General features: G+C 62.7%; 9 protein-coding genes. 2 read left to right on the top strand and 7 right to left on the bottom strand.

Annotated elements, in window-relative coordinates; genetic code table 11:
* Positions 1–374: 374 nt before the first annotated feature.
* On the bottom strand, positions 375–668 hold the full coding sequence (gene cas2, locus QZY44_RS18380; RefSeq protein ID WP_295449502.1) for a CRISPR-associated endonuclease Cas2: 294 nt from the start codon (positions 666–668) through the stop codon (positions 375–377).
* 102 nt (positions 669–770) lie between these two features.
* Positions 771–2,597, bottom strand: coding sequence for a CRISPR-associated endonuclease Cas1 (cas1, locus tag QZY44_RS18375; protein WP_295449499.1), 1,827 nt, complete (start codon positions 2,595–2,597; stop codon positions 771–773).
* A gap of 258 nt (positions 2,598–2,855) precedes the next feature.
* Here cas1 and QZY44_RS18370 point away from each other — a divergent pair, with 258 nt between their 5' ends.
* Complete coding sequence (locus QZY44_RS18370) at positions 2,856–3,437, top strand: Uma2 family endonuclease (protein WP_295449496.1); 582 nt, start codon at positions 2,856–2,858, stop codon at positions 3,435–3,437.
* Between the two features lie 353 nt (positions 3,438–3,790).
* Here the strand turns inward: QZY44_RS18370 and csb2 are convergent, their stop codons facing one another.
* Genes csb2 through QZY44_RS18350 form a run of 4 tightly spaced genes read right to left on the bottom strand, consistent with a single transcriptional unit; the run spans position 3,791 to position 12,406 of the window.
* Positions 3,791–5,509, bottom strand: a complete 1,719-nt coding sequence (gene csb2, locus QZY44_RS18365; RefSeq protein WP_295449493.1) for a type I-U CRISPR-associated protein Csb2 — start codon at positions 5,507–5,509, stop codon at positions 3,791–3,793.
* Positions 5,510–5,511: 2 nt separating this feature from the next.
* Positions 5,512–6,546 carry a type I-U CRISPR-associated RAMP protein Csb1/Cas7u gene (gene cas7u / locus QZY44_RS18360; protein WP_295449490.1) on the bottom strand — a complete coding sequence of 345 codons (1,035 nt, stop codon included), beginning with the start codon at positions 6,544–6,546 and terminating at the stop codon, positions 5,512–5,514.
* Complete coding sequence (gene csx17, locus QZY44_RS18355) at positions 6,543–8,888, bottom strand: type I-U CRISPR-associated protein Csx17 (RefSeq protein ID WP_295449487.1); 2,346 nt, start codon at positions 8,886–8,888, stop codon at positions 6,543–6,545. Before csx17 ends, cas7u begins: the two co-directional genes overlap by 4 nt.
* Positions 8,885–12,406: a Fic family protein gene (locus QZY44_RS18350; RefSeq protein WP_295449484.1), complete on the bottom strand. Its 3,522-nt coding sequence runs from the start codon at positions 12,404–12,406 to the stop codon at positions 8,885–8,887. Before QZY44_RS18350 ends, csx17 begins: the two co-directional genes overlap by 4 nt.
* A 753-nt stretch (positions 12,407–13,159) precedes the next feature.
* On the opposite strand from QZY44_RS18350, the gene QZY44_RS18345 reads away from it, so the two are divergent.
* Complete coding sequence (locus tag QZY44_RS18345) at positions 13,160–13,396, top strand: hypothetical protein (protein WP_295449481.1); 237 nt, start codon at positions 13,160–13,162, stop codon at positions 13,394–13,396.
* Between the two features lie 302 nt (positions 13,397–13,698).
* Here QZY44_RS18345 and QZY44_RS18340 read toward each other — a convergent pair whose 3' ends face one another.
* Entirely contained in the window at positions 13,699–14,670 is a 972-nt protein-coding gene (locus QZY44_RS18340) for a WYL domain-containing protein (protein ID WP_295449479.1), read from the bottom strand.
* Positions 14,671–14,682: the final 12 nt, after the last annotated feature.

The raw sequence follows: 14,682 nt of genomic DNA, 5'->3' as shown, positions 1-14,682 counted from the left end.
GAGGCCCCGGCGTATTCGCCGGGGAAACACCATCACCCGCGACCTGGTGGCGCCCTATCTGGACCTGCTTCAATGAGGCCCCGGCGAATTCGCCGGGGAAACACCTTCCACCGCGCGGGGACTCGCTGCGCATAACGACGCTTCAATGAGGCCCCGGCGAATTCGCCGGGGAAACCCCGCGGCCCCGAGCCCGCTCGTGGCGCGGCTTGCGGGGCACTTTGCGAGCGCTGGCCGGTCGGGGCCAAGTGTTTGGTCCAGATGGTCATACATGGCGGCATAATTCTAACGCAGTGGGCTGATTTTTCAAGCGTGGATTTTTGCGAGCGCTGGCGGGGGTTGGCGCAGCACTGGAGCGCTCGCGGGCCGCGGCGGTGTCAGACGATCACGGCCTCGTGCTCGATGGTGACGAATTCGGCCTTGCCGAGGCTGACGACTCGCGGGATCACGTTGTCCGCGACTCCCAGGTCGAGTAAGACGATGTGGTCTTCGTCGTGATTGATGATGCCGTCGAGCAGCGCGATCAGTTCGGCGTGTTGCTTGAGGCTCAGCCGGCACTGGAAGAGCGACAGCTGTACCCACTCTCCATAGCCCTTCATGAGCTTGAAGATGCGGCGCCAGCGGCGCTGGTCGGAAATGTCGTAGGCGACGATGTAGAGGCGCTGGTCCATGGTGGAAGGGTCCGGTGGGTGTGGTGTTTAGCGGCCGGGGTGGTGCTGCGGCTGCCGCCCACCCCAACCCTCCCCCAACCGGGGGGAGGGAGCAACTCCTGGCTAGCGGGGGGTGAAATTGGGGTATTCAGGCAATTCGCCCAAGATGTGCCGGGCGAGCAGACGGGCCTGGAGTTCGAGTAATCGCCGATAGCTGACGCGATAGCCGAACAGTGGGTGCGTGACCTCCAATGCCATGCGGCGCTCGAAGGTGCCGATAAAGCGCTTGCGTCCGTCGGGGGTGAGGTTGACGCTGTCGGCCACCTGGACGAAGTCGGTGGGGCGGACCTCGCCGTTGTTGATCGCTTGGATGACGGTGGAGTCGGCAATGAGCGGGCGGAAGGGCTCCATCAGGTCGAGTGCGAGGGCGGGCCGGCCGTAGCGCGGTTGGTGATAGAAGCCCAGATAGGGGTCCAGGCCAACCGCGGAGAGGGTCACCAGCCAGGCGCGCACCAGCAGGGCGTAGGCATAGGAGAGCATGGCGTTCACCGGGTCAGTGGGGGGGCGGCGGTTGCGGGTCTGGAAGTCGAAGGCAAAGTTGCCGTCCGGCCCGGTGTGGTTGATGAGGTGGTTGAAGTTGCCGAAATAGCGGGCGGCGGCGGCTCCCTCGACGCCGAGCAGGGTCTCCAGTTCCGGTGCGCGGGTGACGCGGCGGGCGTCGCCGGCCATTGCCTCCAGCAGGTCCGCGGGCGCCTCGCCGGTCTTCCAGTTGCGGCGCATGAGGCTGCGGGCGTTGCGGATCTTGGCGTCGATCAGGCCCTTGGCGAGGCGCAGACAGAAGCACTGGTCGTCGGCGGCGCGAAATTGCGCGCGCCGCAGTTCCACATTCTTATGACCGCTGCCGACCGTGTGGCCCATGAACCAGCCGCCATGGCTGTGCCAGGTAATCGGGATGCCGCGTGCCATCAGTTCGTTGAGCGCGGGGGTGGTCACATAGATATTGCCGAATAGTGCGAGTTGGGAGCAGTCGATGAGTCGCACGGTCTGGGTCTTGACGTCGTCGATGAAGATCTCCAGGCATTCGCCGGCCTTCGCTACCTTGGCGTGGAAGGCCTGGACATAGACCGGCATGGCGCTCTCCAGCCCGACCACGAGCGGGCGGGGGGCGATATCGGCCCCGCGGAAGAAGCTGATCTCATCGGGCAGGCAGATGCCGACCAGTGAGCAGCGCGGGCATTTGGGGCTGTCCTCCAGGGGGGCGGGGATGGTTCCGCCGCTGGCGACAAAGCGGAGGCCGTCGATGGTGTTCTTGGTGAGGCGGCGCAGGTCGTCGGTGAATTCCACGCGGACCCGCTCGCGGCTGCCGGCAAAATAGAGCACCCCGGCCTCGCACTGGTAGCCGTGTTCGGCCAGGATCATCCCCTGCACGCACAGTTGCACGCGTTCCGGGTCATAGGCGCCGTGTTCGATGTGCGGACGCTTGCCGCGCTTGTAGTCGACCGGGGTGACCGCGCGCCCCTCGCCCTCGAGCAGGTCCAGGCGGGCGATGAGCCCGAGCCGGTTGGATGAGAGTGTGATGGAGCGGGCGTGGATCTTTTCCATGATCTCGCCTTCGTCCTCGGCGGCCTTGGGGGTGGTCCGTGCCTTGGGCTCCTCGCCGGTCTGGTCGGCGGTGCCGGCGGCCTCGTTCGCGGCGTCCTTGGGCTTTTTGGCGAGTGCGGCGGCGGGCGGGAGTTTGCCGCCGGGTTTGTCCACCCGGCGGTGGACGTGGCGACCCTCCACCGTGTCGCTGGAGTCCTCCCATTCGCCCTGCACCCATTCCAGGTAGGCGAGCCGCGGGCAGTAGGCGTATTCGTTGATCATGCGTGCGGGCAGGAGCGGGACGTCCCGCACCATCTCCGGGAAGGGCAGTTCCAGATCGAGTTGTACGGCGAGCTCTTCATGGGCCATGGCGGTCTCCGTGTGACATGGATGGTAGCGGCCGTGGCTAATGGCCGCGGTCAGGATGAATCTGTTGCTGCGTCCGTAGGAGCGGTCCCCCGGCCGCGACGGGTCGCTGCGCGGGGTCCCGTAGGAGCGGCCCCCGGCCGCGACCAGTGGCTGCGCGCGCCGGTCTCCTGAGTTATGATCAAGGCCCGCTCGGACGGGGAGTGCCGCCCCCGACTCGCGGCACCCGGCCCGGCCGGACCAACAATTTGGAGGCCCTTGATGCCCCTACCCGCATTGGCGAAGCCCACCGACCGTTTCACCTGGAGCGACTACCAATCCTGGACGGACGACACCCGTTGGGAACTCATTGAGGGGGTGGCCTACGCCATGGCCCCGGCGCCTTCGATCAAGCACCAGGATGTCGTTAGTCGGCTGTTCATCCGGATCGAACTGCCGCTCCGGGGGAAACCCTGTCGACCCTTTTTCGTCCCCACCGATGTGAAGCTCTCTGAGTCCGACGTGGTTCAGCCGGACATCCTGGTGGTCTGCGACCCCGGCAAGATCACCCCGAGCCACATCGAAGGCGCCCCGGACCTGATCGTCGAGGTCCTCTCGCCCGGGACCGCGGTGAAGGACCTGCGCGACAAGAAAGCGCTATACGAACGCGTCGGGGTGCGTGAGTATCTGGTGGTCGATCCGCTGCAGCAGTTCGCCATCCGTTTTCTCCTGACCGCCGATGGCTATGACAAGGGCGCCGTCTTCGCCGCCAATGAGACCCTGAGTTTAGCCACGCTACCGCCCGTCGAAATCCCGTTATGGGAAGTCTTTGAGGTGCCGGGGCCGGTACCGGCAGCCGATTGAATGCCGGCCGGGTCCGGGACCCGGTGGGAGCGGCTTTAGCCGCGATGCGACATCTGCTCTCGTGACACCGCTCCAGCGGTGTCACGCCGGTGTTAGGCGCTCTGCGCCGCGTGCCTTGATGGCCGGCATTCTGATCAAGTCTGGATAGTGATTCGGCGCCCTGGAGGTCGAGGCTTTAGCCGGACCAGAGCTGCGGCGACGCGATTCCCACCGGCTAAAGCCTCGACCTCCAGTTGCCTTGCGGGCGGAATGACGATTAAGTCTCACTGGGATTCACCGACTGCTACCGCTGCTGTGATCTCGGCAGCGTCCGCGTCCGCGGATCTGGAAAGCGCGGTAGGATGGGCCGCGGCTCATTCCGGGGCTATCGATTTGAATAAGCCCAGGCCGAAATGGCTTCCATAGCCTAGACATAAGGGGCCTTTAACCGGCTGGCCGAAATGGATCTCAAGGGCGAAGCCAAAAGGCACTGGTGCCGGTGGGCCATCACGTCGGTCGCGCACGAAATGGCGAAAGCGGATCCATTGTGCGTCCCGCTGCTCGGGGCGCTTGTTTTCCGTAACGACGACATCCGGGCATACTTCGACAGTTGCCGTTCTGTCAGCCCACGGATTCAGTCGCTTCCATCGAAGTATCGCTGGGTGCCCCCGCACCTCCAACTCAGCAGTGATCTGACCCTCCAGACCATTCTTGCCATGGGGTTTGAGGAAACGAGGGGCCACGAAAGGCGTTTGTGTGATCCAGGTAGCGGCCCCTTCAGGGCGTGCCAGCAGTTCGCGCAATCGTTGCCCGTAGGAGCCCGGGAGTTGCGTGAGTGCATTGAGGTCGCCTGACGACTCAATGGCAAGTCTTAGTGCCGAATCTCCGCCCTTAGTGAAGGTTTGACGTAATTTTCGAACGGCCGCTTGCGCGGTGGAGTCCAAACCCATCGGAGCCCAAATCAGGATGTGCTCCAAGTGGCCGTCCCCGTCGAGGTCAAGGGGAAGAATATGGGCATGGCGATGAGGAAGTTTGAGTGGCTGTCTATTCTCGTCGCAGCCCGACAGCACCATCGAGTGACCAAGCCGAAGCGCCTTGAGCGTGCCGCCCAATTGGCGGTGCAGTAGTTCCGCTTGAGGTAGTGTGCGCGTGATCGATGGCAGGGCGTGGTCGTTGCCACTGGCCGTGGAAATCGCGATTAGGATGGCCTCCACCTCGGGCGCCTTCCTATTAGGCCGGCGGGACTTCGGTGCGCCGATTTCGAGGGCATCGGTCTTGCGCCAGTAAAACACCCGGCGACTACCGGGAGGTTGGCTCCAACCGTGGCGGCGTAACTCGGTGGTGTCCGTCTGTAAGCAGGCAATGAGATCGATGGGGTAGGGTGCCTCGGCCTTCGCGCGTTGCTTTAGGAACTGCTTGGAAGGCTTCTCCTTTGCGGCTAGCGGAAACGCCGCCAGCGCCGCAGACGCTGCGGCCTCTCGCCAGGCAGCATAACCGTCCGAACCACCCGCTGGCAGCGGGGCCAGCAAAGCTATTTGCTCCCAGCCAGGTCCAGGATTGACGTGGCCACATTCCGGGAAACAGTCGGTAGCATCCGGTGTTGCTATTCCTGCTGAGTCGACATGGGCCTCGACCCAGCTTTCCGAACGGCCGAGATATCCGAGTCGCTCGGCAAGGCGACCCAGCATGGCACTTTCTCCCTCTGAGAGTTCTACGCCCCAAGTGACGGTGAGTATCCCCTCCCCGATTTTGGCCCAGGTGTCGAATACTAGGGTCGTCTTTTCGCGACCCTTGTCTATTACGCCAAGAGGCATGTAGTGCCGTGTGTGCGTCCCCGTGCTTGGTGGCAGGCGATATGTCGGCAACGTGCCCGCAAGTTTCAGAATGAGAGCTCGGGCTTCCGCTGGCGGTTGGCTGGCCAGCGGCTGCGCCATGTCGCCGGCCCAGCCCAGCGCGCTGTAGCCGGTTGCCAACAATGCTCGCAGGATTCGCCATGGCGCGGGCGGCCATTCGATCAAACCCTCATTAACATGGTGGCCCGAGGGCGTGGCGTGATATCGCCCACCGGGGAAACGGAGCAACAAGGTGGGCATGGTTAGTCCTCGGCGGTCTGCTCTTCGATGTCCGTCTCTTCATCGGCTTCCTTGTCGCTGGATTTCTTGGGTTCGATCTTCTCGCAATATGCGACTCTTGTGACCTGCATTTTTTCTCTGGTCACTCCAATTGCTGATTTCATCTCGGCAGTGAGGGCAGAAATATCCGGCAAACTGAAGCCGAGCGGTGAAGTCGCTGTGATGGAAGTCGTTGCGACACAAAGATCGCAGGCTGACCGCAGGCGCAGATTCCCATCAAGTAGTGAGCGCAATTTATACAGGGATAGCACGATCAGGAGACGTTCGACTTCGGCACCCAAGCCATAGCCGCGGATCTGTCCAAGATCGAGATTGACGTAGAGCGTTACGCTTTCAGCAGTGAACTCGTCACGCGCGAATGGGACATTGCCAAACCCAGTCTTCGTCTCTCCAGAAGGGTTGACATGATCATTCTTGACCCCACCTGAAGCAGCCACCTGAACCCCATCCGCTTCGATAAATGCAGACAAGGCGCGGGCCACCCGAAGTCGACCACCAGCAAGTGTTTTCTTGTTGATATTCGCGGATAAAAATAGACCATGAATCAAACAAGAAACGTCGAGGGCAAGTAACGTATCCGCCAACTTACGCCGATCAATCGCGCCGGTGGTGAAGGCATCCAAGCGGTTTCCAAGTGTCTCAAAAAATAATTCGTTATCCTTAATCGCGTTGAGCACGTATGGACTATTGAGCCGGTGCGCCTCCAATATGCTGTCCGTCAGGAACTGCCCCTCAGCGTTGGTTACGGTAACATGAGAAATGCCTTCCAGGTCTGGTTTCAGACGATGCTCCGCTTCATCCCAGACCGTGACTTCAAACCTATTCGCCATGCTTTGCGCGGATTCCACCAGCAGCGAATCTCCGTCGGCGGTCCTGAATGTGGCTGCACCCAGTCCGGGGAAGCCAGTCGGCTGAAAGCGACTGCCTTGCACCGGTTTCAAGGGAATTGCGAATAGCAAGCGGTGGGCAGTTGCCAGTTTCGACAGATCGATGCTCATGTCCGGTTCTCTTTCGGGGTGCCGAGTTGGATGCGTTGTAAGAAAGCTTCCGCAGTGGAGCGGGTAATCGGAAAGGCGAGCGCTGCAGCCCATAGTCGGGCGGTGCTTGATGGTACCGTCGCCGCGCGGACCGTGGTCTTGATGCCTGCGCCCAGCAATCGGCGAAGTGCGATGTCTACCGCGGTGGCTGCGTCACCGCTGCTCAAACGGCGGAAAATAGCTGGATCGGTGCTTATACGGCGACCGTCCGCCAAGGGCCAGGGGAGCAGAGCGAGCCGCAGGACCATCCATGCCTCGTCGGGGTTGCTTCGCGCCGTCGGGCTAGGAAGACCGATGCCCGATCTACCCATAGCGGTTGCGTACGCCTTCGCGTCCACGGCCATCAAGGCGCGGGCCAGTGCCAGCGTACGGTCGGTGTTGACCGTGCCGGTCATCCAGGCCGCCAAGTCGGCGGGATGGGCGGCGGCGCGAAAGGCGGCGACCAAGGGTAAGCGGCGCTCGCCCCGCTGGCTGGCCTCGATGAGGCGGCGTTCCGCGATGGAAATGGCGTCGGAGATGCCGACGCGGCCTTGCATAACGGCGGCGGCTTCGTCGTTCTTCACTGGAAGCCAATGGCGCCGGACTCGGTCCATCGGCTCGCCATTGCGCTTGAATGCTGCGGCCTGTAAAGCAGCGCAGAGCGCCAAGCGGAATTCCGATGAGCCGTCGTCTGCTGCGAGAATCCAATCTGGGCGAAGTCTTGGGGTTGGGCCAGCTCGCAAGTTACCGCCATGGACGTGAATGCTCTCGATATGGGCTAAGGCCAATAGGACGGATTGCCACCGTCCAGTTTGACCGGGATGCTGCACGACGGTGAAAATCGCGTCGGCCAACCGTCGCTCGGCCTGCTTGAGTCGTGCCGGGGCATGATCGGCATGTGCTTGACGGCGCAGACGCGGAAGCCAAGCGTCGAGATCGTCTAAGCACGCAATGCGCGGCGAAATCTGGTTCGGGACGCGGAAGCGCCCGATGGGGACGGCTAAGTTACTTTGACCATTGCGCTCAATGTATGCGTAGCGCTGGAAGGCTGTGATGCCGCGCGCTGTGCCGAGCCGCGCCACCGCTCGTGCGAGGTGGAGAGGTTCGTTAACGGGTCTTGCGCCAATCTGGGCGCGGCCTTCGGCGAATAGCCGTTTGAGTTCCACCAAAGCGAGCGGTTGACCCCAGAGCGGCATCCACTGTTCACCCCGGGCGCTTTCGTCCGAATCGGCAGCGCTGGCATAGCCAGCACCTTGAGCGGAGACTGCGAAAGGTGCTGCGGCGCGAGATTGCTCCGTGGCACCGAGGCGACGGGTTGCGTGCGCAGTGAAGATCAGCGTGCCCTCCATCATTAGTATTAAATCCATCGGATTAAGTAGACTATCACCGTCTGGGCTATTTTCGCTATTGGCACCACCGGCCATGCCAGGCAGGTATTGGCCGACTGCGCTTCCGATCTGGCAATTTGCTATTGGTGTGCCCCAAAGTGTGCCGCTGGTCCAGTCGTTGGCGAGAGGTCGCGCGTTCCCTGACGGGGAGGTTAAATCGAACACCTCGCCGAGGCGTTGGAAGAAATTGTTTGTGAAGTCAAGGCGTCCGTCGGCACCGCCGGTGCCAAGTAATGATGGCCAGCGCGCTCTGCCTTCGCTGTCGAGCACCAACGCCGCGTTGAGCCATTCTTGATGAGGCCCGCGCCAGACTTGTCGAAGATACGGGATCAACTCTGCCTTGAGGCGTTTAAAGAGACGCTCCGCTTCGGCTAGGCGCTTCTTGTATTCCTCTGTCTGTGCAGCGATTCTCCTGGTTTCCCGCAGAACAGATTCAAGGCGTTTAATTTCCTTCTTTTGCGTCTCAAGGAGCTTGGTCTTTGGGTCCTCCGAAATGTCAAGGTCCCTACGTATGCTCAAGCGATCCGCCTTCGTAACTTTTGATTCCTCTTTAATTAGACGAACGGCCTGATCGGCACTGGCGATATTATGCAGCGGCTTTTTGGCTGCATCGATACCTTGTCTCAGACTGCCGAACCTATTCGCGCTTGAGGATTCCAGGGCCGCCAATCCCGGATCATCGGCTGCAAAAAATCCGGAACCCCTATTCCATGGTGCAACCAATGGCGTTGGCTCATACCAGTTAAGAAAAAACGCTTCCAACGCCGTTCGGTCCAGTGTGGTCGCCAATCGGAATCGCTCGCCCTCCCACCAACCCCGTGCCTCGGGGTCTCCGTAATCCTTGCTTTCGGCTACCAGCCTCAGAATTCCCAGGGCCTTAAGGTAGTGTGCCAAAGGTGCCGGCGCGCAGCCGCCGAGGTCATGGATGTGAATCATGCGCGGGGCTCCTTTTCACTACGGATCAGCCAAAGATCGATAAGGGGTTGCCAGTTTGCGCGGTCGGCGGCCTTGAGCGCCTTCAGATAGCGCTCGGTTTCCGCTCCGGGGTCAGGTGTCGGATCGGAATCTGGCTGCGCAAGCCGACGGAGCAACTCAGCCAAGAGGACGCGCGTGGTGCGTCCATTGAAATCGGAAAAAGGGTGTATCGAGAGCAGGCGCCCTTCGGCGAAGGCGAGGACCTCGGGGATGCGGTCGTCCAGCGCGCCGCTTAAGGCAGCGATCCGAGCCTGCAGGTCCAGGCAATAGTCCCGCATGAGCGTAGGTAAGCGCGGGTAAGTGGGCGCTTGATGGTCGCCGACCTGAACATTCGATTGTCGCCAGTGTCCGGCAATCTTGGGTACCAGGTCACCACAAATCCGCTGGTGAAACTCACGGATCAGGTCTTCATCCAGGGTGCGTCCGTCATAGCGGTCTTCGGCGATGTCGACTTCAAGGTCCTGTACCCGGCGGGCCAGATGCGGTGCCAACTCGGCATAGCTTAGGATGCCGCGGGTGGTATCGACGAAGCGGGTGGCGGAATGCGGCGCTTGAGTTCCGCTTCCAGCATCTGCTGATCCACTGGCTCGCCCTCGAAGGCCATGCTCCGGGCCACCTTGCGGGGGATGCGCGAGAGGCGCAGCTGGCGCCGTTCCTCCGGGGGTAGGGTGAGCCAGTGTTCGGTTTCTTGTTTCCAGGTCATGGTTGGTACGACGGGTCTCCAATAGGGGGTCGGACAGGGTGACTTGCGAGGCGCGCTGGTCGGCAGCGCGCAGCAGAGCCTCCAGCCAGGCCAGGCCGAAGGGGCCATAGATGTCGAGCAGTCCGAGCACACGCTCGGTCCAACCGCGGCCGGTGCTCGGGTTGAGGCCAGCGGCGGCTGGGGCGAGGTCTAGGCGGGTCGTCGGGATCTCGTGGCGGGAGCCATCCGCCGCAGTCAGCAGCAAGGGCGGCAGTTGGTCCCCATCGCGCAGGCCGCGAATGCGCGGTGTGCTGTCCCGCGCGGCCTGATCGGCTGGGCAGGGATGCCACGTTAGACGCAGCTTCCCGTGGTGGGCGCATACCAGATAGGCGAGGAGGTCGAATTGCGGTGTGTCCAGGGCTAGGATTTCTTGCTCAATCGGTGTCGAGTCCTTCGGCGCCGCAGTCCCTGCCGGGGGATGGGCAGGACTCAGGCCAGCCTTGTCCAGCAAGTCACGCCAGGGGCCAAGGAGGGCAGGGTGATCTGGGTGGTGGCGTTGTAGTACACCAAACAGCGCGAGGGTACTGGCAAGCTCGTGGCGGAACCCGGCGCGACGGTCGCCCTGCCCGATGTGATACATGCGTTTGAGGCTGCAAGGCCACGCAGCATCCGGGGCCTTCGCTAAGTCGTCGCGCAAGGGGCGCTGCCCGTCCAGCCGCATCGACACTTGAAATGCGTCGTGTGCCTTGCCCGCGTCGTGCCAGCGCCCCGCCAAATCAAAGATCTCTGCCATGGTTGGGGCAAGGGCGCTCACGATGCGTTGCGCCAGACGGCCCGTTTCCTGACCATGGAACGCGATGGTTTGCCACGCCATGCTGACACTGAGTTCTTCGCTGTCCTGGGCGGCATCGGCGCGCTCGTCTGGGGAAGCAACAGGGGCATCTTTCTTGGCAATAACCTGAATGCCCTTTTCCTGTCGCCAGCAGCTCTTGGTCCCGCGTACCGTCAGGGTCGGTGTTGCAATCGGTTCGGTGCGGGGGTAAAGGGGGTCCCAGCCGCGTGTCGGGTCATAACCTCCACAGTCAGCGGCAACCAGGATGGTCTGGCCGGGATAGATGTCGCGGCGCTCAGCCAGTCGCCAATCGCCGTCTAACCAATCCCAGACCCAGGCACGCATCTTGTCTTTAAGCTTGGGCTTCCTGCTGGTCTTGCTTTCTTCTCCGCACAGCCAATTGCGTGCGTTCAGGAAAGGGATCGAACAAAGCTCATTGCGCGTTGGCCGGGCGTCGGGTGACGGTTCGGTCTTGGCGGGTACATCAGCCCAGAATGCTTGGATATCGCGCTCCTGACCTGAGCCTATGAATCGGCTGATGTCGATATCACCACCGCTGAGGTCTGGGGTGGTGTCGAAGAGTTCATCCAACTCGTGGCGCAGTAGCAGATGGGTCGGGTTGTATGGGTAGAGGTCACGCAAGAGTTCGGGGTGCGTTTCCTCGAATTGCTCCAGATACAGCGGGGCAACATCCGGGATCTGCGCCACGGCTGCTCGGGCAGCTGCCAACGCGATCTCGTCATAGGGAAGTGCCTTGGCGCCTTGTAGTCCAAAGTCGACAACGATGACCCTGCCCGTGCCGCCCCAGCGTGCGCAACGCCCAAAGCGTTGGACCAGGCTGGCCCAGGGCGCGAGTTCAGTAACGAGCAGGCCGGCGGAGAAATCGACACCCGCTTCAATAACTTGAGTGGCAATGATGATACGGTTGGTGCCGGGTTCGCAGGCGCTCCTATTGAGGAAATCTTTGCGCCATAGGGTCCGTTCAGCGGGGCGGAATCGGCTATGAATCAGTCGTACTACCTGTGAGTCTATCCGTGTATCAGCGGCGAATGCCGCGGCAACCGCGACGGCGCGCTCGACTGTGTTGATGATCGCGAGGGTCGGGCCGCCGGCTCCTTTGCCGGACGCAATATGTTGATCGGCGATGAGCTTTGCTAGCGCCGTGGCTTGGGTCTTGATGTCCTTGCCGACCAATGATTCCATGTGGCAAGGCTTGGAGACTTCATCCCAGATGCGCCCTGTGCGATCACTCGATTCGATCTGCGTTTTTTTCAGAACGGTCGTCAGGGCCGCCGTGTCAGGGCTCTTATTCAACCAGTCCTGTTGTAAGGTGGCGCTCATCCACCAGGTGAAAGTGGGCCTGAACCCGTGTCGCGCCTGCTCATCGTCGTTGCGAAAGGCTTGCAGCTGCACGGAGGTAGCGAGTCCGACGTCCATGAGTTGAACCTCGTCCATGACCCACAGGCAGTCTTGATTGAGCAGGCCGAATTCCATTGGCCAACGGGCGCGCGGGGCCGCGTAGCCGCGGTTCAGCGCCCGGGACAGGAGCATGTCCTGGGTGCCGATCAGTACCGCGCATTCCTCCGGGTACAGATGCCAGGGGCCACTGTCGGCGCCACCCATCAGGTAGTGAACGCCGACCTTGCCAGCGTGTTCGCCCTTGCCGTCCCAAAGGAGCCCCACGGCCGCAAGCGCCTTGTCCACCTCTTCCCTGGTCTGCTCGACCAGTACGCGCATGGGCAGGCACCACACGAGACGCCGAGGCCAGCGGTCGTCGTCTTGCCGGACGCGATTCCACAGCCAGGTCGCCAAGACGCCGAGAGTTTTGCCAAAGGCGGTCGGAATGCGGATAGTGCGATTGCTACAAATGGCTTGATTGGCAAGTGCTTTCTGCCAATCCATGGGCGTCTTGCCGGGCGTGTCCGGCTCGCTGGTGATCGAACGGAAGAACTGATCAAAGCTCATGTCGTTGTCCTCCTGTTGCGCGTCGTCCCGGAAAGCCGCCGGATCATTCGACCATCCGCGAAGCGTTGCTCGACGGGATGCCTTCGATGCCTCGGCTCGCGAAGTGCCCCATTTGTGGGGGTACCCTTTTCATGTCTGGCTTGGCCTTTCCCCAAGCATGGGTTCCGATGCGATCTTAGTGTGTTCCACGATTCGGCGCCACCGGGGGCTGTTCTTGGCCCATTTGCGATGTGACCAGGAGCCTTGCTCTTGGCATGCCGCTGCGGATTGTGCGCCCGCTACCCTGTCAGAAACTGACCAAGTGAATCGGCCCCGCAACGCGGTCGCTTTGGAACGTGTCGGCGGTGCATGGGGACGAGGCTTCTTGAAGAGACTCTGTCCCTTGCCGTGAAGGTGGCGCCGAGCCCACCGCGGGCTTGCATCTTCCGGGGTGGTGTGGACTATCTGGATCATCGTTCCGGCTGCTGGGTGCGTGGCCCGGGAGCGCCGCACCCCAGTGCGGCGAAACCTAGCAAGTCATCGCAGCGTTGCGGTTTGCTGCGAGGCCGGGCCGCACTGGGGTGCGGCGCCCCCAGAGTGGCGGCGCTTTGCGCCGTTCGGATCAGTGGGAGGAACGGCTTGTGGGGGCTATGGCGGTTAGGGTGTCAGCGGCTGACCCGGTGGGGTTGAGCGTACCGGGCGGCTGGGATTGTCTTGTTCGGTGTTCCGGTCGCGGCCATACTTCGATGCATGGTGGTGACTTTGAGGGTTGCGATGGACGTTAGGGTATGGGGCCTGCAAGACCTGCTGTCGGGCTATCTCCGGCGGGTGATGGGTATTGCCAATGACGTGGCGGCAGAAAGTGAGGCGAATGTAATCGCGCGGCTGCGTGCGCTGCCATGGGTGCGGCCAGGCAACGGCGAGCAGCTGGAGCCGGTCGCTAACCCGATTCCGGCGGGACTGCCGGGGGAGCTGTTACTGAGCGAGTTGTTGCTCAAGGATCGGGAGTAATCCGCGACCTGGACCGGTCGGCCGGACTGGTGTCGCCGGCTTTCAGCATCATTCCGGCCATCGGTGCACGCGGCGCAGAGCGCCTTACACATGCGTGACACCGCCGCAGCGGTGTCACGAGATCAGCGCTGACGATGGGTTTCGCTGCGCTCAACCCATCCTACAGGAATACTTTCACGGCCTGCGCAGCGGTGTCACGAGTGCGGTATGGGGGGTGGCGGCCGTGGTATAAGGCCTCGGGGTAACCCGTCGCGGGCGGGGGCCGCTCCTACGGTGGTTGGTGCGTGCCCCGGGGCATCGCCTCACGCGTATTGCGCCAGCGCACGGGCCAGCAACTCGCGGGCGGCCGCGACCAGCGCGGGCGGGGCGATCACTTGCACCTCCGGGCCGTGGCGCAGGATGTCCATCAGCAGTTCGGTGTCGTTGCCGTAGGGCAGGCGCAGTTCGTAGCGGCCGTCGGGCAGCCGTTGGCCTTGCTGGTCGGGATGCCATTGCTCGTCGGCTACCCAGCGGGTGCGCTCGGGGCTGAAGTGCAGGACGGCGATGTGCGCGGCGGCGCCCGCGAAGATGCCATAGGCGCCGGCGAAATAGGCGTCCAATTCGCGCTCGTCGCAGTCTTTGGCGGGGGCGTCCAGTGGTTCGGGGTGGGCGATGCATTCGCAGGCGAAGCGCCGGAAGCCCTCGGCCTGGTGGCACCAGGCGTCCAGGTACCAGTTGTTGCGATACCAGGTGAGGCGCTCCGGGGAGACCTCGCGGCTGCCGGTGTGGGGGCTCACGCGGGCGCTGTAGTGGATACGCAGGCGCCGGCGTTGCAGCAGCGCGGTGGCGATGAGGCCGAAGCCGCGGGGGCTCAAGGGGCGGGCGCCGATGGGGATCAGGCGGATACGCCGGGTGAGTTGGTCGGGTTTGAGCCCGCGCTTGGCGAGGATGGTCTGGATGCGTTCGGTGAGCGGTGCGATCTCGCCTCTGAGGAGGCCCGGGGGGATGTCACCCAGGATCTCCTGCGCGGTCAGGAGTGCATGCAGTTCGGTGTCGCTGAACCAGAGTCCGGGGAGTTCAAATGGGTGCTCGCCGTGGCTGGTGTCGTAGCGCCAGCCGTGGCCGGCCGCGTCATAGTTGAGCGGAGCCTGGTAGCGGTCACGCAGGTCGTCGATGGTGCGTCGGGCGGTGGACTCGGAGCAGCCCAGTTCCACCATGATGGTAGCCAGGCGCAATGTGGTCCGCCGGCCCGTCAGCAGGTGGTGGAGTCGGTAGAGGCGTTCGGTCTTGTCCATGGTGTCCGCCAG

This window comes from uncultured Thiodictyon sp. (assembly GCA_903837595.1).
In the GTDB taxonomy this organism is placed as follows: Bacteria; Pseudomonadota; Gammaproteobacteria; order Chromatiales; family Chromatiaceae; genus Thiodictyon.
This window is presented reverse-complemented; position numbering and strand designations above follow the sequence as displayed.

What these genes read in the sequence shown, in the direction of transcription:
- cas2 (WP_295449502.1), bottom strand. Translation starts at nt 668, where the DNA reads ATGGACCAGCGCCTCTACATCGTCGCCTACGACATTTCCGACCAGCGC.
- cas1 (WP_295449499.1), bottom strand. Translation starts at nt 2,597, where the DNA reads ATGGCCCATGAAGAGCTCGCCGTACAACTCGATCTGGAACTGCCCTTC.
- QZY44_RS18370 (WP_295449496.1), top strand. Translation starts at nt 2,856, where the DNA reads ATGCCCCTACCCGCATTGGCGAAGCCCACCGACCGTTTCACCTGGAGC.
- csb2 (WP_295449493.1), bottom strand. Translation starts at nt 5,509, where the DNA reads ATGCCCACCTTGTTGCTCCGTTTCCCCGGTGGGCGATATCACGCCACG.
- cas7u (WP_295449490.1), bottom strand. Translation starts at nt 6,546, where the DNA reads ATGAGCATCGATCTGTCGAAACTGGCAACTGCCCACCGCTTGCTATTC.
- csx17 (WP_295449487.1), bottom strand. Translation starts at nt 8,888, where the DNA reads ATGATTCACATCCATGACCTCGGCGGCTGCGCGCCGGCACCTTTGGCA.
- QZY44_RS18350 (WP_295449484.1), bottom strand. Translation starts at nt 12,406, where the DNA reads ATGAGCTTTGATCAGTTCTTCCGTTCGATCACCAGCGAGCCGGACACG.
- QZY44_RS18345 (WP_295449481.1), top strand. Translation starts at nt 13,160, where the DNA reads ATGGACGTTAGGGTATGGGGCCTGCAAGACCTGCTGTCGGGCTATCTC.
- QZY44_RS18340 (WP_295449479.1), bottom strand. Translation starts at nt 14,670, where the DNA reads ATGGACAAGACCGAACGCCTCTACCGACTCCACCACCTGCTGACGGGC.